The following is a 17,739-nucleotide window of genomic DNA, read 5'->3' on the forward strand; positions in this document are numbered from 1 at the left end:
AATACCTTGTGGCGAGTGCACACACATCGCCTGCGCGGGATTGGCAGACTGAGACGGTGATCGTCGTCGTCTGCCCTGGTCAGGGCTCCCAGACCCCCGGTTTCCTCGCTCCCTGGCTCGCCGAGCCCGCGTTCGCCGAGCGCCTCGCGGGTCTCTCCGAGGCCGCCGGCGTCGACCTCGCGCTGCACGGCACCGAGAGCGACGCCGACACCATCCGCGACACCGCGATCGCCCAGCCCCTCATCGTCGCGGCCGGCATCCTCGCCTTCGACGCGCTCACGGCCGGCGGTCGTGCCGCCCGCCTCGGCGGCGTCGCGGGCCACTCCGTCGGCGAGATCACCGCGGCGGCCGCCACCGGGGTGCTCGGCGACGCCGACGCCATGCGATTCGTCGGCGAACGCGGGCGTGCCATGGCGGATGCCGCTGCGCTCATCGCGACGGGCATGAGCGCCGTCATCGGCGCCGACGAGGCCGACCTGCTCACCCGCCTCGAGGCGCTCGGCCTCGAGCCCGCGAACTTCAACGGCGGCGGCCAGATCGTCGTCGCGGGCGCGCTCGACGCGCTCGAGCAGCTGAAGGCCGAGCCGCCCGCCGGCGCCCGCGTCATCCCGCTCCAGGTCGCCGGCGCCTTCCACACCCGTTACATGCAGCCCGCGCGCGAGCGCCTCGCCGAGGTCGCCGCCGGATTCTCGCCCGCCGACCCCGAGCTGACGCTCTGGACGAACCGCGACGGTTCGACCGTGGCATCCGGCACCGCCTTCGTCGACCTGCTGGTCGGCCAGGTCGCCTCGCCCGTCCGCTGGGACCGCTGCATGGACTCGTTCGCCGACGCCGGCGTGACGGGCATCATCGAGCTCGCCCCCGCCGGTGCGCTCGTCGGCCTCGCCAAGCGCGCGCTGAAGGGTGTGCCGACCGTCGCCGTCAAGACCCCCGACGACCTGCCCGCCGCGATCGAGCTCATCGAGCAGCAGGCCGCCTGAACCCCGCACCCACGACACGAGAGAACGCATGACGCACCCCACGCTCAGCCAGTCGACCGGTCCCGCCTACACCCGCCTGTACTCGGTGGGCGCCGCACGCGGCGAGAACGCGGTCCCGAACGACGACCTCGTCGGCCCGATCGACTCGTCCGACGAGTGGATCCAACAGCGCACGGGCATCATCACCCGCGCTCGCGCGGGTGCCGACGTGCTCGCGGTCGACCTGGCGACGGATGCCGCGCGCGAGGCGATCGAGCGCTCGGGCGTGCCCGCCGACCAGATCGACCTCGTCATCGTCGCGACCATCTCGAACGTGCAGCAGACGCCGTCGATCGCGGCGGTCGTCGCCGATCGGGTCGGCGCGAACCCGGCGGCCGCGTACGACATGAACGCCGCGTGCGCCGGCTACGCCTACGCGGTCGCGCAGGCCGACGCCCTCATCCGCGCGGGCGCCGCCCACTACGCGCTCGTGATCGGCGCCGAGAAGCTCTCCGACGTCGTCGACCCGACCGATCGCACGATCTCGTTCCTCCTCGGCGACGGCGCGGGCGCCGTGGTCGTCGGCCCGAGCGACGAGCCGGCGATCGCTCCCACCGTCTGGGGCTCCGACGGCTCGAAGGCGGGCGCCGTCGGCATGAACCACACGCTCGTGGAGTTCCGCGACGGCGCCGCCGAGTGGCCGACGCTCCGTCAGGAGGGCCAGACGGTCTTCCGCTGGGCCGTGTGGGACATGGCGAAGGTCGCCAAGCAGGCGCTGGATGCCGCGGGCATCACGTCCGACGACCTCGCCGCGTTCATCCCCCACCAGGCGAACATGCGCATCATCGACGAGTTCGCCAAGCAGCTGAAGCTGCCCGACTCGGTCGTGATCGGCCGTGATATCGCGACCACCGGCAACACGTCGGCCGCGTCCATCCCGCTCGCGATGCACCGACTGCTCGAGGAGCACCCCGAGCTCTCCGGAGGCCTCGCCCTCCAGATCGGCTTCGGCGCCGGACTCGTGTTCGGCGCCCAAGTGGTGGTTCTGCCCTGAGCCGCCGACCCCCGTCCATCTAGACTGTGTCTCGGTCATACGAGACATACCCCTGCAAGGAGAAGAACCATGGCATCGACCCGCGAAGAAGTGCTCGCCGGCCTGGCCGAGCTCATCAACGACGAGACCGGCATCGCGACCGACACGGTCGAGGCGGACAAGTCGTTCACCGACGACCTCGACATCGACTCCATCTCGATGATGACGATCGTCGTCAACGCCGAGGAGAAGTTCGACGTGAAGATCCCCGACGAAGAGGTCAAGAACCTCAAGACCGTCGGTGACGCCGTCGACTTCATCGTCAACGCGCAGGCCTAGTGACGTGCGGGCGGGCCGGCGTGGAGCCGGCCCGTCCGTTCCGTTCCACGCCTCGTTCCCATCGCCCCATCGGAGTGACTTCGTATGACCAAGAAGATCGTGATCACGGGCATCGGTGCGACCACGCCGATCGGCGGCACCGCCCGTGACAGTTGGAAGGCCCTGCTCGCCGGCGAGTCCGGCGCGCGCACGCTCGCGCACGAGTGGGTCGGCCAGTACGACCTGCCCGTGACCTTCGCCGCGTCGGCCAAGGTGAAGCCCGCCGACGTGCTCGAGCGCCACGAGATCAAGCGCCTCGACCCGTCGAGCCAGTTCGCCCTCATCGCCGGGCGCGAGGCGTGGGCGGACGCCGGCGCCCCCGAGGTGGCCCCGGAGCGGCTCGCCATCGACTGGGCGACCGGCATCGGCGGCGTCTGGACGCTGCTCGACGCGTGGGACACCCTGCGCGAGCGCGGCCCGCGTCGCGTGCTGCCGATGACCGTGCCCATGCTCATGCCGAACGGCCCCGGCGCCGCGGTCGGCATGGACCTGCACGCGCGAGCCGGCATCCGCACCGTCGTGTCGGCCTGCGCCTCGAGCACCGAGTCGCTCGTCAACGCGTGGGAGCACCTCCAGGACGGCGTCGCCGACGTCGTCATCGCGGGCGGCTCCGAGGCGGCGATCCACCCGGTCACCATCGCGTCGTTCTCCTCGATGCAGGCGCTCTCGCGTCGCAACGACGACCCGGCGATCGCCTCGCGTCCGTACGACGTGGGTCGCGACGGCTTCGTCATGGGCGAGGGCGCGGCCGCGCTGGTGCTCGAGACCGAGGAGCACGCGAAGGCGCGCGGCGCGCGCATCTACGCCGAGCTGCTCGGCGGCGCCATCACGAGCGACGCGTACCACATCACGGCGCCCGACCCCGAGGGTTCGGCGGCCGCGCGCGCGATGAAGGCCGCGATCGAGGGCGCGGGGGCGAGCCTGGCCGATGTCCGGCACGTCAACGCGCACGCGACGAGCACGCCGGTCGGCGACATCGCCGAGTACAACGCGCTGCGCCGCGTGTTCGGCGACGCGCTCGACGGCATCGCCGTGACCGCGACGAAGGCCTCGACCGGGCACCTGCTCGGCGGCGCCGGCGCGATCGAGTCGATCTTCACGGTGCTGGCGCTCCACGAGCGCACCGCTCCCCCGACGATCAACCTCGACGAGCAGGACCCGGAGATCACGCTCGACGTGGTGACCTCGCCGCGTGCGCTCGGCGAGGGCGACCTCATCGCGATCAGCAACTCGTTCGGCTTCGGCGGGCACAACGCGGTCGCCGCGTTCCGCGCCGTCTGACAGGCGAGCTGACGACCGTCGCGAACACCGGATGCCGCGGCATCCGTCGCATGCATCGGGCCCCGATCGCCTCACGGCGTCGGGGCCCGATGCAGTCCACCGACTGCGGTTTCGCTCGTACGCCTCCGGGAGCTTCGTCGACCGGTCGACGCGTCACGCCACCGCGCGGTGCGCGTCAGCCCACGCGATGCAGCCAGATGACGGGGGCGAAGTCGCTCGCGTGCCGGAACGGCTCGAGCTCGTCGTCCCACGCCTGGCCGAGCGCGAGCCTCAGCTCGCGGTGCAGCTCGCCGGCGTCGAACGCCGCGACCTCCATCGCGTAGCGGATGCGGTCCTCGGGGATCACGACGTTGCCCGCCGTGTCGGTCTGCGCGTAGTACACGCCGAGGTCGGGCGTGTGCATCCACCGGGCACCGTCGGACTCGGCACCGGGGTCCTCGCTCACCTCGAAGCGGAGCTGCTCCCAGCCGCGCAGCGCGGAGGCGATGCGTGCGCCCGCGCCCGGCTCACCGGTCCACGCGTACTCGGTCCGGAGGGTTCCGGGAAGCACCGGCTGCTCGGTCCACTCGAAGTTCACCGGAGTGCCGAGCGCGCGACCGACCGCCCACTCGACGTGCGGGCCGACGGCCCGTGGGGACGAGTGCACGAACAGCACGCCTCGCGCGGCGCGCTGGGCCCGCGTGACCTGTTCCGCCATCTCCTGCTCCGTTCCTCGTGAGGTGCGTCTTCCCCTACGACCTCTGGAACGAGCCTGGCGGCGGCGGCGTGTTCGGTTGTGACGAGCGAGTCGTCAGGTCGAGTATGCCCCGGTTCGCGCGGCCTGACAAGGAGAATCCGCGGCGATCCGCGGCGCAGGCGCTAAACTCCCTACTCGGTGAGTGATTCCACCCCGATACCGAGGAGGCGATGTGGCCGTCCGCGATGCGCTGCTGGTGCTGCTCATGAACGGCCCCGCCTACGGCTTCCAACTGCACGGCGACCTCGCGGCGCGCACCGGGGGCCGCCGCGTGGTGAACGTCGGGCAGACCTACTCGACGCTCGAGCGGCTGACCGCGCAGGGCCTCGTGGAGCCCGCGGGCTCGACCGATGACGGACTGCCCCTGCATCGGCTCACGCGCGCCGGGCGGGCCGCGGGTGAGGCCTGGCTCGGCGGGGAGGACGGCGCGGGCACGGACCCGTGGCACGAGAGCGTCGACCGCGTGCTCATCGCGGTGTCGATGCCCTCGATCGAGGCGGGCCCGGTGATCGAGGCCGAGCGGGAGCGGTGGAGCGGGCGGCGAGCGGCGGCGGATGCCACGGTGGATGCCGGGATGGACGCCCGCGCTCGCCTCGCCGCCGGCGCGGCCTCGGCGGAGCACGCCCGCGCCGACGCGATGCTGGCGTGGCTCGAGGAGCTCGTGGCATCCGACCTCGACGCGGCGGCGTTCGCACCCAGCGCCGAGCGCCCGAAGCGCGGGCGCCGGCCGTCGCGGACCGCTCAGGCGTCGTCCGCTCAGGCGCCGACCGACGCGTAGCTCCCGGTCACGGCGAGGTCGAGCGGGAACTCCACGGGCGCGTCGCCGAAGAGCAGTCGTCCGGCTTCCTCGGCGGCGGCGCGGACCGCATCGGCGACGGCATCGGCCTGATCGGCCGGCGTGTGCACGATGAGCTCGTCGTGGAGGAAGTAGACGAGGTGGGGTGCGCGCTCGAACACCGGACCGGACGCCGCCGCCCGCGTTCCGCCCGCCTCCATCGCGGCGAGCCGGGTGCGCACGCCCGCGAGCCAGCAGAGCGCCCACTCGGCCGCCGTGCCCTGCACCACGAAGTTGCGTGTGAAGCGGCCCCACTCGCGCGCGGATGAACGGGCACGGCGCTCCTCGACGGCCGTCGCGTCGGGCTGCGACGCCGCCGCCTGCGCGACATGCCACGACGGCGGCGGCAGCGGCGACGAACGGCCGAGGAGCGTCGTCACCTGGCGGCCCGCCTCGCCGTCGCGAGCGGCGCGATCGACGAGCGCCATGGCGCGCGGGTACGCGCGCGCGAGCTGCGGCACGAGCCGGCCGCTGTCGCCGGTCGTCGCACCGTACATCGCGCCGAGGAGCGCGACCTTGGCTTCGTCACGCGTCGCGACCACGCCCGCATCGACGATCGAGCGGTACATGTCGCGCCCGCGCCCGGCCGCGGCCATCGCGGGGTCGCGCGCGAGCGCGGCGAGGACGCGCGGCTCGAGCTGCGAGGCATCCGCCACGACCAGGCTCCACCCCGGGTCGGCGACCACCGCGGCCCGCACGGCCTTCGGCAGCTGCAGTGCTCCGCCGCCGGAAGTCGCCCAGCGCCCCGTCGCCGTTCCGCCCGCGACGTAGTCCGCGCGGAACCGCTCGTCGACCACCCACTCGTCGAGCCAGGCCCAGCCGTTCGCCGACAGGAGCCGCGCGAGCCGCTTGTAGGCCAGGAGCGGCGCGACCGCCGGGTGCTCGTGCTCGCGCAGCTCCCACTTCGCGGTCGAGTCGACGCCGATGCCGGCCGCACGCAGCGCGCGGAGCAGGTCGGCCTGCGAGTCGAGGCGCAGAGCGGGTGCCTCGAGCTCGCGGCGGACGGCCACGGCGAGCTCCTCCATCCGCGCGGGCTTGCCGCCGACCGGCCGTCGTGGCCCGAGCGATTCCTCGAGCACGCGCTCGTGCACCGATCGTCGCCACGGCAGGCCCGCGGCGTGGAGCTCGGCGGCGATGAGCGCACCCGCGGACTCGGCGGCGAGCAGCAGCCGCATCGACGACGGGCGATCGGATGCCGCGGCGAGGGCGACCTGCCGGTCGTGCTCGCGCGCGAGGTCGGCGACGGAGGGCGAACCGTGCGCCTTGCCGCGGGGCGCCGGCTCGAAGTCGAACAGCGCGGGGCCGCGGTCGACGGATGGCGCGGGCGCCGCCGCCGGGTCGAGCCCGCCCTCCGCGGGGCCGGCGGGCAACCACGTCGGCCGCTCGCGCACGATCGAGCCGCCCGCGGCGACGGCGGTCGACGAGGCGAGAATCGCCCCGCACAGGCGCAGGTCGTGGCATCGGGCCACGCGAACCCCTGCGCCGAGGAGGCGTGGCGCCCACTCGCGCGTGTCGCGCCAGACCCACCGCGGTGCGGCCTCGGCCTCGAGCCGGGCGACCCGCTCGGGCAGCTCGGCGGCGTCGCAGTCGAGGTGCAGGCCGCCGTCGGGGTCGAGCAACTCCACGCGCCCCGCGCTCGTCGTCGCGATCGCGATCCGCACGCCTCGATTCTGCCTCGGACCGCCGACAGCGGGCTCCGCCGTCGCCCGGACCGCGGCATCGCGCCGCCGGCCCGATCATGTCGGTGGCATCCGCGAGCATGGGGTCATGCGAGGACGGCGGGTCGAATGGTCGCGGTGAGGTTCGGGTGCGGGCACGGCGCCGACGCCGACGACGCCGGGGCGGTCTCGCTGCGCCGCGCCTGCCCCGTCTGCATGCTCGTGCACGAGACGCAGCGCAGTCGCGGTGAGCTGCTCGGTCGCGTGGCGCCCGCGCAGCGTCGACGACTCGCCGCCGAGACGCGCATCGGCGCCGAGTACGACTGGAACTGCGTGCGCGGCCACGACCGGTACCGCGCGAGCGTGATGGAGGTGCTGACCGGCACCGGGTGCGCGAAGTGCCGCGCCAACGCCGCCGCTCCGGGTGCCGCCCGCGAGGCCGGCATGCCCTTCATGAAGCACGGCCTGCGGGTCGGCACGTCGATGACCGAGCAGCGGCTCAGGGTCCTGCTCGGCGAGCGGATCCGGCTCCACCACCGCGCGAACGCCGTGCGCACCGCGCGCATGTTCCACGGCCGCCAGGAGGTCTGGCCCGACATCCTCGTCGCCGAGTTGCGCATCGCGATCGAGTACGACGATCCGGGTCGCTCCGGGCGCGCGCACCGCGGTCTGAAGGAGGGCTCCGACGTCGAGAAGGACGAGGCGCTCCGCGAGGTCGGCTGGGAGGTCATCCGCATCCGCGGTGGCGGGCTGGCGCCGCTCGGCCCGTACAGCATCCCCTGCCGTGGCATCACGCCGGCGGTCGCCGACGAGGTGGTGCGCCTCCTCCGCGACATCCGGGGCGACGCCGCCGTCGACGCGCTGCTCGTGCGGTCTGCGACCGCGTCGTGAGTCTGGCGCGCCGCGCCGCCCCGCCGATAGGGTGAGAGCCGTCTCCGCTTGACCCGGGCGGAGACATCGTCGTGCAGAGAGGCCCCTGGTGCTGCTCCCCTTCCTCATCGTCGGAGGCCTCGGCCTCGCCCTGCTGCTGATCTCGCTCGTCATCGGCGACGTGCTCGACCACTTCGAGATCGGCGACGGCGCGATCTCGGGCACGGCACTCGCCATCGGCATGACCGTGTTCGGCGCCGCCGGCGCGCTCACGGCGAGCAGCGGGCTCGAGCTGGTGTGGGCGTACGTCGTCGCCGGAGCGCTCGCGATCGCCGCGTACGTCGTCGCGGTGCTCACCGTGCGTTCGCTCGCGCGGAGCTCGGACGGCGAGCCCGCGTCCGCAGTCGGCCTCACGGGCGTCGCGACGGCATCGATCTCGCCCGCCGGCGGCGAGGTGAGCCTCGACGGCCCCGGCGAGATGGAACGACGTCTGGCGTACGCCGACGCGGCGATCGACGAAGGCGCCCGCATCCGCGTGATCGCCCACGCGGGAAGCCGCGTGAAGGTCGTCGCCGACCAGTCCTGACCCTCGGGCGCCGCGCCGCGACATCCGTCACCCCGCACCATCACCCCCGCACCGCCGCACCCCGCACCATCGACCCGAATCGGAAGAACCATGACCCCTGAGATCATCCAGATCGGCGCGATCCTCGCGATCGTCGTCGCGTTCCTCGGACTGCTCGGCTTCATCGCCGGGCGCATCCGTCGCGTGCCGCCGAACGAGGCGCTCGTCATCGTCGGCCGTGCCGGCGGTCGCGCCTCGGCGGAGTCCACCGGCCAGCGCGTCGTGATCGGCGGGCGCACCTTCGTGTGGCCGATCCTGCAGCAGGGCTTCCCGATCTCGCTCGAGCACCGCCAGATCGGCATCACGGTCGAGGGCGTCGACCGCAACCGCATCAAGATCGCGATCAAGGCGTCGATCAACTTCAAGGTCAGTGGCACCGAGGAGGGCGTGCGTCGCGCGGCCCAGCGCTTCCTGTCGCAGCAGGACCTGCTGACCGAGATCATCTCGGAATCGCTCGAGGGCTCGCTGCGGTCGATCGTGGGCGACATGACGATCGAGCAGATCATCTCCGACCGCAAGTCGCTTTCCGACCGCGTCGTCGCCGAGACCAAGGCCGATCTCGCCGAGCAGGGCCTCCAGGTCGACCTGCTGAACATCAGCGACATCTCGACGCCGGGCAGCGACTACCTCGCCAACCTCGGGCGCGCCGAGGCCGCTCGCGCCCGACAGGTCGCCGAGGTCAGCGAGGCCGAGGCCGCGCGTGCGAGCGAGTTCGCGCGCATCGAGGCGGCCGAGCAGATCGCCGAGCGGCAGAAGGCCCTGAGCCTCAAGCAGGCCACGATCAAGGCCGAGACCGACCGCGCGAACGCCGAGGCCGAAGCAGCCGGCCAGCTCGCGAAGGCCGAGCAGGACAAGCTCGTCGCCGTCGAGGAGCGCGACGCGCTCTCCGAGCAGGCGCTCGTCACGCAGGAGCGACTCGACATCGAGATCCGCAAGCCCGCGGAGGCCGAGGCCTACGCCGAGGTGCAGCGCGCGACCGCGAAGCGCGACGCCGCGAACGCGAGCACCGAAGCCGAGGCGTTCAAGCGCACGAAGATCGCCGAGGCGAACAAGGTCGCCGCCGTACAGGACGCCGAAGCGGCAGCGACCGCCGTCCGCTTCGCCGGTGAGGCCGAGCGCGACCGCCAGGTGGCACTCGCTGCCGGTATCCGCGCCGAGGGCGAGGCGCGCGCCGACGCCATCCAGGCCGAGGGCGTCGCCGAGGCGGCGGCCACCGACGCCAAGGCCGAGGCCCTCAAGAAGTACGGCGAGGCCGCCCTCGCTCAGGAGATCATCTCGCGGCTGCCCGAGATCGTCCGTGCCGCCGCCGAGCCGATCGCCAACATCGACACGCTCACCGTCGTTTCGACCGACGGCGCGTCGGCCATGACGAAGACCGTCGGCCAGGTGCTCGGCGAGGGCACCGAGGTCGTCAAGTCGCTCACGGGCCTGGATGTCGGCTCGATCCTCGCCGGACTCGCCGGCGGGGCCATCGTGGCCGGTCACGACGGCGCGAAGCAGAACGCGAGCTGAGCCGGGCCCGGCGCGCACGGCACCCTAGAGTGGGACGCATGTCCCACTCCCCCGTCGTGCGCGCCGGCGCCCCCGAGCGGCTCGCGCGCATGATCCGGCTCGAGACGGTCTCCGCCGAGCTCGACGAGCGCGGACTCGAGGACTTCGACCGGTTCCGCGAGCTGCTCACCGAGCTCTATCCGCTCGTGCACGAGCACCTCGCGCTCGAGCGCGTCACCGACCTCGGCCTCATCTACCACTGGCGCGGCCGCGGCGACGGCGACCCGGTCGTGCTCATGGCCCACTTCGACGTGGTGCCCGCCGACGCGTCGCACGGGTGGACGTTCCCGCCGTTCGAGGGCCGGATCCACGACGGATCGGTGTGGGGCCGCGGCACGCTCGACGACAAGGGACCGCTGCTGGTGCTGCTCGAGGCCGTCGAGAACCTGCTCGCCGAGGGATTCGTCCCGGCCCGCGACGTCTACCTCTCGTTCGGCGGCAACGAGGAGTCGTACGGCGGCGCCGCGATCGCCGCCGCCGACCTGCTGCGCGAGCGAGGCGTCATCCCGTGGCTCGTGCTCGACGAGGGCGGCGCGGTCGTCGACGCCCCGCTGCCGTTCCTGAAGGTGCCCGCGGCGATGGTCGGCGTCGGCGAGAAAGGCGTCATGACCGTGCGGCTCAGCGCCCGCGGCGAGGGCGGCCACGCGTCGGCGCCGCCGCGCCTGACCGCGGCCGGCCGGGTCGCCCGAGCCGTCGCGCGACTGTCGCCCAACCCGTTCCCGAAGCGGATCCCGCGGTCGATGCGCTCGATGCTCCAGACCTTCGCGCCGCACACGCGCGGCGGTGCTCGGCTGCTCCTCCGCGTGCTGACCGCGTTCCCCTGGCTCACCGCGCGCGTGTTCGCGCGGCTCGGCGGCGAGCCCGCCGCGCTCGTGCAGACCACGGTCGCGCCGACGATGCTCGACGGTGGTTCGGCGGCGAACGTGCTGCCTGCCGAGGCGTCGGCGACGATCAACCTCCGCGTGGCGATCGGCGAGGACGTGGCCTCCGTCGTCCGGCGCCTGCGCCGCGTCATCCGCGACCGCCATGTCGCCGTCGACGTGCTCGAGGGCGACGACCCCTCGCCCGAGTCGCCGGTCGATGCCCCGCAGTTCCGCGCGATCGCCGACGCGGTCGGGGTCTCGTACCCCGAGGCGATCACGGCGCCGTACCTGATGATGGCGGCGACCGACTCGCGCCACTTCCACCGGTTCGCGCCCGCGGTCTACCGGTTCGCACCGCTCGCGATGACAGCGAGCCAGCGCGCCTCGATCCACGGGGTCGATGAGCGCGTGAGCATCGACAGCCTCGAACGGGGCGAGCGGTTCCACCGCGCGCTGATCCGTTCGTTGCCGGAATGAGACATCCGACCCATTAGGGTGAATCCACCCTCGGATCCGGACCACGGACTCCGCCGGCACCACCCTCCCCCGCTCCACCCACCCGAAGGACCTGCGATGAAGCGCGCTGCGAAACTCGGACCCGTCGCCGCGATCGTCGGCTTCCTCGCCTTCGTGGAGTTCACGAGCGGCATCATCCAGGGCTACTACACGCCCCTGCTGACCGACATCGCGCGCCACCTCGGCGTGCACGACGCCGACGTGAACTGGCTCGAGGGCTCGCAGCTCATGCTCTCCGCGCTCGTGGTGCCGGCGTTCGCGAAGCTCGGCGACATGGTCGGGCACAAGCGGATGCTGGTCTGGTCGACCGCGATCACGGCCGTCGCGTCGACGGCGCTCGCGTTCACCGACGTCTTCTGGGTGTTCCTCGTCGCGTGGGCGCTGCAGGGGTTCTACGTGGTCTGGCTCCCCCTCGAGATCGCGCTCGTCTGGTCGCGGAGCCGTTCGGCCGACCGGCCCGCGGCGATGACGCGACGGGCGGCGGGGCTCCTCGTCGCGGCGCTCGAGCTCGGCGCGATCGCCGGCGCGCTCTCGGCGGGCGCCCTCGCCGAGGCGCTGCCGATGCACGTGCTGCTCCTGGTGCCCGCGGTCGCCGTGATCGCGTGCTTCTTCGTGATCCTGTTCGGCGTGAAGGAGTCGCCCGACCTCACGGGCGGCACACTCGACACCGGCGGCCTCGTCCTCATCTCCCTCGCGCTCATCGCGCTCACCGGCGGCCTGAGCTTCATGCGCCTGAACGGCCCCGCCGACGTCCTGTCGTGGGCGCTCGTGGCGCTCGGCGTGCTGCTCGTCGTGCCGTTCGTGCGCTATGAGCTGCGGCATCCCGACCCCCTCATCGACGTGCGCATGTTCCGGTCGCCGACGCTGTGGCCCGTCTTCCTCACCGCCGGCCTCTTCGGCGTCAGCGTGCTCGGCGCGCAGGCGCCGCTCTCGACGTTCGCCAGGACGGATGCCGCGACCTACGGCTACGGCCTCGGCGCGACGAGCTTCCAGACCTCCCTGCTGATCGGCTCGTACGTGCTCTCGCTCGTGATCGGCGCGATGCTGTTCCCGTTCGTCACGCGCTGGCTGTCGCCCCGCGTCGCGCTCATCGGGGCGAGCGCGCTGGTCTCGGTCGGCTACCTGCTCTTCCTGCCGTTCCATGACGCGTACTGGCAGGCGCTCACGAACATGATCATCGCGGGCATCGGCTCGGGGGCGCTGGTAGCGGCGCTCCCGGCGGCAGCCGCTGCCGCAGCGCCGTCCCAGCAGACCGGCGTCGCGACCGGCCTCACGAACTCGGTGAAGACCGTCGGCGGGGCGATCGCGTCGTGCGTGTTCGGCATCGCGCTGCTCGGTGCGGCGGGCGAGGCCGCGACAGGCACCGCCGGCAGTTTCGCCGGGTACGTGACCGTCTGGCTCGTCTGCGGACTGACCGCTGCCGTCGCGGCGGTCGTGCTCGCCTTCGTGCCGAAGCTGGCGTTCTCGGACGCTCCGGAGGTGGAGGCGGCCGCGGTCCGCTGAACCGGCACGAAGGTCGTTCGCCCCTGTGCGCGATGCCGACGACGGGGATGCTGGGACACATGACTTCGGACCCGCCCGAGATCCAGCGGCGTGCGCCACGACGGCGCGAGCCGCTCAGCCCCGCGGCGCGACGATTCGGCTTCGCGGTCGCGGCGTTCGTCAACCTGCTCCTGCTCTACCTGGGCAACGTCTGGCCGGGGTGGCAGGTCCTCCCCTTCCTCACCGAGGAGACCGTCGACGTGCTTCCCTGGATCAACGCCTCCCTCGCGACCGGCGTTGTCGTCAACCTCATCAACCTCGTCTTCGACCGGGCGTGGCTGAAGGCGCTCGGCGACCTGGCGACGACCAGCGTCGGCCTCGTCGCCACGATCCAGCTGTGGGCGGTCTTCCCCTTCGACTTCGGCGCCTCGACCTTCCCGTGGGAGATCGCCGTGCGGACGCTCCTCATCCTCGCGATCGTCGGTTCCGCGGTCGGCATCATCGCGGCGGTCGTCGCGTTCGTGCGCGCACTCATCCGAGGGGCGGATGCCGCGGCTCGCCCATCCTGAGGGCAGGACGGTCCTTCGCCGATGCCCCGGCTCGGCGAAGTGATCGACGTCGTCGGGCGCTCAGTTCGGCTCAGCCCTCTCCGAGCTCGCGCAGCGCGAGTGAACGCTCCTCGGTGAGCGAACCGATGACGCCGTTGCGCTTGGCCTCGGTGATCCACTTGCCCGCCGTCTGCGCATCCACCCCGTGCAACGCCGCGATGGCCTCGCGCGGCGTCAGGCCCGCCAGTACCGCCTTGCGATAGAGGCGCGCCACCTCGGCGTCGAACTCCGCGGACCCACCACGAGGACGCCGCAGCGGCCGCTCGGACGTGAACTCGGCCAGCCAGTGCGCGTCGATCTCGGGCGCGTTCATGCCTGCGGCGTCGACCGCGTCGGCCCATCCGATGCCGCGGAGGATGTCGCCGGTCAGGCGCACGCCCTCCGGCGCGATCACCGTCATCGTGCGCCCGTCGTCGCCGAACTCGATCGTCCATCCGGGCAGCAGCGAGGGGTGCTGGGTCGTCCGGCGCATCTTCGGCATGAGGTGATCCTCCCGTGGCCATGAGGCTTTACGTACCAGATGTACTCAGGCCTTTGGTTCCTCGTCAACCATGAGCCTCCCCCAGTTCTGGTGTGATTTCGCAGCTGATTCGTCGTTCCTCGTCGTTGCGACGACGCATCCCGTGTCGTCGGTGCGTGCGACGATCCGCGTGACGGACGTTCGGCGGGAGTGCGGGAGGGCGGGATGCGGGGCGAGGCGACGGTGCTGCACGCCGATCTCGACGCGTTCTACGCCTCGGTCGAGCAGCGAGACGCGCCCGAGTTGCGCGGCCGGCCGGTCATCGTCGGCGGTGGCGTCGTGCTCGCGGCGAGCTACGAGGCGAAGGCCCGCGGGGTTCGCACCGCGATGGGCGGCCGGCAGGCACGGGACCTCTGCCCGGATGCGGTCGTCGTCCCGCCGCGGATGGACGCGTACTCGGAGGCCAGTCGAGCCGTGTTCGCGATCTTCCGCGACACGACGCCGTTCGTCGAGGGGCTCTCGATCGACGAGGCGTTCCTCGAGGTCGGAGGCCTCCGACGCATCGCCGGCACGCCCGAGCAGATCGCGGTGCGTTTGCGTGGGCGGGTCCGCGCGGAGGTCGGGTTGGCCATCTCGGTCGGCATCGCACGGACGAAGTTCCTCGCCAAGGTCGCCAGCGCGGTCAGCAAGCCCGATGGGCTCCTGATGGTCGAACCCGAGCGGGAGTCGGCGTTCCTGCTCCCCCTGCCCGTGGAACGGTTGTGGGGCGTCGGCGCGGTCACCGCGGAGAAGCTGCACCGCCTCGGCATCCGCACCGTCGGACAACTGGCGGAACTCGAATCCGCGACCGCCGAGCGACTGCTGGGCAGGGCGACGGGCGCGCACCTGCATGCGCTGGCACGGCTCCGCGACCCTCGCCCGGTCGACACCACGCACCGCCGCGGTTCCATCGGCTCGCAACGCGCGCTCGGCAACCGCCCCCGCACGGCCGACGAGCTCGACCTCATCCTCACCCAGGTCGTCGACCGACTCGCCCGTCGTCTCCGCGACGGCGATCGCGGGTGCCGAACGGTCGTACTGCGGCTCCGCTACGGCGACTTCGCGAAGGCCACTCGATCCCGCACCCTCCGCTCCGCGACCGACCGCACCGCGGTCCTGCTCGCCATCGCGCGTGAACTGCTCGCCGCCGCCATGCCCGAGATCGCCGAGCGCGGCATCACCCTGATCGGCGTCTCGTTCTCGCACCTGGCCCGCGGCGACCGCCTCCAGCCGGAATTGCCGATCGACTGGGAAGACGGAGCGCGCCTCGACACGGTGCTCGACGCCGTACGCGATCGCTTCGGCGCGGCATCCGTCGCACGTGCGGCGCAACTCGGCCGCGATCCGGGGTGGTCGGCGCCGCTGCTGCCCGAACACGAGTGACGACGACGGGCGTCCGCAGCCGATCCCACGCGCAGAGCACGCCATGTCGAGGTAGGGCGGACGGGACTTGAACCCGTGACCGATGGATCAGCCCGGCGCGACTCTGCTGTCTCGGCGCAAGCCGCGACACCTCGAATAATCTCAGCCCAATCAGGAATTCCTTTCGCCGCGACCGTCGCTGTCGAGCTCCGATGCTACCCGTTGATCGCGGCCGCTTTCGAAACGCCTTGGATCAAGGGGTGCTGGATAAACGCGCGCGGATCAAGTCCTCATCCACTCATCTCAGATCGCGATCACCCTCCCCATGTGCACGCCGAACGCTCTTGTGCACTGCCGCTATGAGCAGGAGTAGCAGTGCACACCCGCTCCATGCCCCGTGCGCTAGATCGAAAATTGATGGAGGTTGCTGACAGTTCGGTCTTCCCATTCGGAGGAAGGATCCATGTCACAACGAGAGCTCGAGCAACGAGCGAAGCACAAGCTCGCGGTGCTGCGTCACGTCGACGAAGTCAGCGGAATTTTCGCCGCGCGACCTACCGCTCCTACGGCATCAGCCGGCAGGTCCACAACAAGTGGCGAAGGCGCTTTGACGAAGAGGGCTACGAAGGGGTGAAATACCGCTCGGGGGTCCCGCATCATCAGCCCACCAATAATGATCCTGCCTAGCTGTAGTTCCCCCGGACGTTGTGAACGTGGCGTGATGTAGCGAAGACCTCCGGGACGATGTGGGTTACCACACTCGCATCGGCCACCGGAGGTCTTCGTGACTCACGCTAACGCTCATTTGACACCGAAGGGGCGGCTTCGGCTTGCCAAGACCGTCGTCGACGACGGCTGGCCGCTCGCCCGCGCGGCTGAACGGCACCAGGTCTCTCGGGCCACGGCGAAGAAGTGGGCCGACCGCTGCCGGGCCGGCCTACCGATGACGGACCGGCCCTCGCGACCCAAGCACACCCCGACCCGGCTCGAGCGGCGCACCGAACGACGGATCATCGCGCTGCGGTTCACCCGACGGTGGGGCCCGCATCGGATCGCGTACCGACTCGGCCTGCACCCGTCCCAGGTATGGCGCGTGCTGCACCGGTACCGGATGCCGCTACTGGCGCACCTGGATCAGACCACAGGGCTGCCGGCGCGACGGGTCCGCGCCGTTCGGTACGAGAAGCAAGTCCCGGGCGAGCTGGTGCACGTGGATATCAAGAAGCTCGGCCGCATTCCCAACGGCGGCGGGCACCGCATGCTCGGCCGCACCGTGGGCAACCGCAACAACAAGAAGCAGGGACTCGGCTACTCCTACCTGCACCACGCCGTCGACGACTATTCGCGACTGGCGTACTCCGAGATCCTCGCCGACGAGCGCAAGGAAACGGCTGCCGCGTTCTGGAACCGCGCGAACGCATTCTTCGCCGACGCCGGCATTACCGTCACTGCGGTCATGACCGACAACGGCTCCTGCTACCGATCCAAGCTCTTCAAGACCGCGCTCGGGAACCTCGACCATTACCGGACCCGCCCGTACCGACCGCAGACCAACGGGACGGTGGAGCGCTTCAACCGCACCCTGGCCGCCGAGTGGGCCTACGCAGCGACCTACCGCAGCGACGAAGCCAGGGCCGCAACCTACGACGCCTGGCTCCATCACTACAATCACCACCGACCCCACACCGGAATCGGTGGATCAACCCCAGCAGGCCGCGTTCACAACCTCACGGCGAACTACAACTAGCTCGGCCTGAGCCGCCTTCGCTTGTCGCGGCGATACAAGCGCTTCTAGCCCGGCGATGGGGTCGCCTCCGTCGTCGAAGAACATGACGCCGTCGGTCTCGTAGAAGACCTGAACGCGTTGGCAGACCTAGTCGCTGCTGATCTGGAAGCAGATCCCGCGGGTGGGCCCTAGAGTTGGCGCATGCCGCCGACACCAAGCCCTTCTCCTCTCCAAGTCGGCGCTACCGATCTGACTCCATGGATTGCACTGGCGGGCACGATCTTTGCGTCGCTACTCGCTCTCGCCGGTGTGATCGTGCTGTTCTGGCTTCAACGGAACGCCGTACGGAAAGGCGAGCGGCAAAGGGCCCAGGACGAGGCTTTCGAACGGCTCTCCGCCATCTTCGCGCGGGCAGCCGAGGCGGCAAGCTCGGGTGATGTCCCCAAACTTACCGCGGTCGTAAACGTGTTCGTGATGCGTGTGAGTGAGGCGATCTGGTACATCGATACCAGCGACGAATATGTAGCCGACTGGATCGTCGAACGCGTGCAACGCCTGTCCAGAGCTCTCATTGATGAGCCCGATCTGACCAAGCGGGGAGACATCCTGAAGTCGGCTCACCGCGACCTCACCGTCGTGCTCAGACATTGGCGCTACGGCACGATCCCCACGAGGAACTTCTCCGAGTGGGTGAAGCATCTCGACTAGAGGGGACCCGAAGGGGCCCCCATCGAGATGTTGGCGCGCCGGGGTCGTA

At 71.5% G+C, this 17,739-nt stretch carries 17 protein-coding genes; 14 read left to right on the top strand and 3 right to left on the bottom strand.

Annotation, left to right across the window (positions count from 1 at the left end; all coding sequences use genetic code 11):
* The first annotated feature begins 56 nt into the window (after positions 1-56).
* From GJ743_RS07505 to GJ743_RS07520, 4 genes are all read left to right on the top strand, one after another.
* Positions 57-980, top strand: coding sequence for an ACP S-malonyltransferase (locus tag GJ743_RS07505; RefSeq protein WP_328288910.1), 924 nt, complete (start codon positions 57-59; stop codon positions 978-980).
* A 28-nt stretch (positions 981-1,008) separates the two neighbouring features.
* Positions 1,009-2,013, top strand: a complete 1,005-nt coding sequence (locus tag GJ743_RS07510; RefSeq protein WP_155051283.1) for a beta-ketoacyl-ACP synthase III — start codon at positions 1,009-1,011, stop codon at positions 2,011-2,013.
* Positions 2,014-2,082: 69 nt separating this feature from the next.
* Positions 2,083-2,331 carry an acyl carrier protein gene (locus tag GJ743_RS07515; RefSeq protein ID WP_129234072.1) on the top strand — a complete coding sequence of 83 codons (249 nt, stop codon included), beginning with the start codon at positions 2,083-2,085 and terminating at the stop codon, positions 2,329-2,331.
* Between the two features lie 84 nt (positions 2,332-2,415).
* Positions 2,416-3,651, top strand: coding sequence for a beta-ketoacyl-[acyl-carrier-protein] synthase family protein (locus tag GJ743_RS07520; protein WP_155051284.1), 1,236 nt, complete (start codon positions 2,416-2,418; stop codon positions 3,649-3,651).
* 175 nt (positions 3,652-3,826) lie between these two features.
* Here GJ743_RS07520 and GJ743_RS07525 read toward each other — a convergent pair whose 3' ends face one another.
* Positions 3,827-4,348, bottom strand: coding sequence for a DUF3145 domain-containing protein (locus GJ743_RS07525; protein WP_155051285.1), 522 nt, complete (start codon positions 4,346-4,348; stop codon positions 3,827-3,829).
* Between the two features lie 211 nt (positions 4,349-4,559).
* On the opposite strand from GJ743_RS07525, the gene GJ743_RS07530 reads away from it, so the two are divergent.
* Positions 4,560-5,165, top strand: coding sequence for a PadR family transcriptional regulator (locus GJ743_RS07530; protein WP_155051286.1), 606 nt, complete (start codon positions 4,560-4,562; stop codon positions 5,163-5,165).
* Here GJ743_RS07530 and GJ743_RS07535 read toward each other — a convergent pair.
* Entirely contained in the window at positions 5,144-6,883 is a 1,740-nt protein-coding gene (locus GJ743_RS07535; protein ID WP_328288911.1) for a bifunctional 3'-5' exonuclease/DNA polymerase, read from the bottom strand. The genes GJ743_RS07530 and GJ743_RS07535 overlap by 22 nt on opposite strands.
* A gap of 135 nt (positions 6,884-7,018) precedes the next feature.
* On the opposite strand from GJ743_RS07535, the gene GJ743_RS07540 reads away from it, so the two are divergent.
* The 6 genes from GJ743_RS07540 (at position 7,019) to GJ743_RS07565 (ending at position 13,356) form a co-directional block, all read left to right on the top strand.
* Entirely contained in the window at positions 7,019-7,771 is a 753-nt protein-coding gene (locus GJ743_RS07540) for a hypothetical protein (protein WP_155051287.1), read from the top strand.
* An 88-nt stretch (positions 7,772-7,859) separates the two neighbouring features.
* Positions 7,860-8,336, top strand: coding sequence for an NfeD family protein (locus GJ743_RS07545; RefSeq protein ID WP_328288912.1), 477 nt, complete (start codon positions 7,860-7,862; stop codon positions 8,334-8,336).
* A 90-nt stretch (positions 8,337-8,426) separates the two neighbouring features.
* A complete protein-coding gene (locus tag GJ743_RS07550) occupies positions 8,427-9,887 on the top strand; it encodes a flotillin family protein (protein ID WP_155051288.1) in 1,461 nt (486 codons plus the stop codon).
* A gap of 38 nt (positions 9,888-9,925) precedes the next feature.
* Positions 9,926-11,266, top strand: a complete 1,341-nt coding sequence (locus GJ743_RS07555) for a M20/M25/M40 family metallo-hydrolase (protein ID WP_155051289.1) — start codon at positions 9,926-9,928, stop codon at positions 11,264-11,266.
* Positions 11,267-11,362: 96 nt separating this feature from the next.
* Positions 11,363-12,808 carry an MFS transporter gene (locus tag GJ743_RS07560; RefSeq protein WP_155051290.1) on the top strand — a complete coding sequence of 482 codons (1,446 nt, stop codon included), beginning with the start codon at positions 11,363-11,365 and terminating at the stop codon, positions 12,806-12,808.
* A gap of 59 nt (positions 12,809-12,867) precedes the next feature.
* On the top strand, positions 12,868-13,356 hold the full coding sequence (locus tag GJ743_RS07565; protein ID WP_155051291.1) for a hypothetical protein: 489 nt from the start codon (positions 12,868-12,870) through the stop codon (positions 13,354-13,356).
* A gap of 70 nt (positions 13,357-13,426) precedes the next feature.
* Here the strand turns inward: GJ743_RS07565 and GJ743_RS07570 are convergent, their stop codons facing one another.
* Positions 13,427-13,876 carry a hypothetical protein gene (locus GJ743_RS07570; protein WP_155051292.1) on the bottom strand — a complete coding sequence of 150 codons (450 nt, stop codon included), beginning with the start codon at positions 13,874-13,876 and terminating at the stop codon, positions 13,427-13,429.
* Positions 13,877-14,080: 204 nt separating this feature from the next.
* Here GJ743_RS07570 and dinB point away from each other — a divergent pair, with 204 nt between their 5' ends.
* From dinB to GJ743_RS07590, 3 genes are all read left to right on the top strand, one after another.
* Complete coding sequence (gene dinB / locus GJ743_RS07575) at positions 14,081-15,277, top strand: DNA polymerase IV (protein ID WP_155051293.1); 1,197 nt, start codon at positions 14,081-14,083, stop codon at positions 15,275-15,277.
* 763 nt (positions 15,278-16,040) lie between these two features.
* Positions 16,041-17,003: an IS481 family transposase gene (locus tag GJ743_RS07585; protein ID WP_328288913.1), complete on the top strand. Its 963-nt coding sequence runs from the start codon at positions 16,041-16,043 to the stop codon at positions 17,001-17,003.
* A 180-nt stretch (positions 17,004-17,183) separates the two neighbouring features.
* Entirely contained in the window at positions 17,184-17,690 is a 507-nt protein-coding gene (locus GJ743_RS07590) for a hypothetical protein (RefSeq protein WP_155051295.1), read from the top strand.
* Positions 17,691-17,739: the final 49 nt, after the last annotated feature.

The sequence above is a fragment of the Agromyces bracchium genome (genome assembly GCF_009709675.1).
GTDB lineage: Bacteria > Actinomycetota > Actinomycetes > Actinomycetales > Microbacteriaceae > Agromyces > Agromyces bracchium.

What these genes read in the sequence shown, in the direction of transcription:
- GJ743_RS07565 (WP_155051291.1), top strand. Translation starts at nt 12,868, where the DNA reads ATGACTTCGGACCCGCCCGAGATCCAGCGGCGTGCGCCACGACGGCGC.
- GJ743_RS07560 (WP_155051290.1), top strand. Translation starts at nt 11,363, where the DNA reads ATGAAGCGCGCTGCGAAACTCGGACCCGTCGCCGCGATCGTCGGCTTC.
- GJ743_RS07590 (WP_155051295.1), top strand. Translation starts at nt 17,184, where the DNA reads ATGCCGCCGACACCAAGCCCTTCTCCTCTCCAAGTCGGCGCTACCGAT.
- GJ743_RS07550 (WP_155051288.1), top strand. Translation starts at nt 8,427, where the DNA reads ATGACCCCTGAGATCATCCAGATCGGCGCGATCCTCGCGATCGTCGTC.
- GJ743_RS07555 (WP_155051289.1), top strand. Translation starts at nt 9,926, where the DNA reads ATGTCCCACTCCCCCGTCGTGCGCGCCGGCGCCCCCGAGCGGCTCGCG.
- GJ743_RS07525 (WP_155051285.1), bottom strand. Translation starts at nt 4,348, where the DNA reads ATGGCGGAACAGGTCACGCGGGCCCAGCGCGCCGCGCGAGGCGTGCTG.
- dinB (WP_155051293.1), top strand. Translation starts at nt 14,081, where the DNA reads ATGCGGGGCGAGGCGACGGTGCTGCACGCCGATCTCGACGCGTTCTAC.
- GJ743_RS07510 (WP_155051283.1), top strand. Translation starts at nt 1,009, where the DNA reads ATGACGCACCCCACGCTCAGCCAGTCGACCGGTCCCGCCTACACCCGC.
- GJ743_RS07570 (WP_155051292.1), bottom strand. Translation starts at nt 13,876, where the DNA reads ATGCCGAAGATGCGCCGGACGACCCAGCACCCCTCGCTGCTGCCCGGA.
- GJ743_RS07520 (WP_155051284.1), top strand. Translation starts at nt 2,416, where the DNA reads ATGACCAAGAAGATCGTGATCACGGGCATCGGTGCGACCACGCCGATC.
- GJ743_RS07515 (WP_129234072.1), top strand. Translation starts at nt 2,083, where the DNA reads ATGGCATCGACCCGCGAAGAAGTGCTCGCCGGCCTGGCCGAGCTCATC.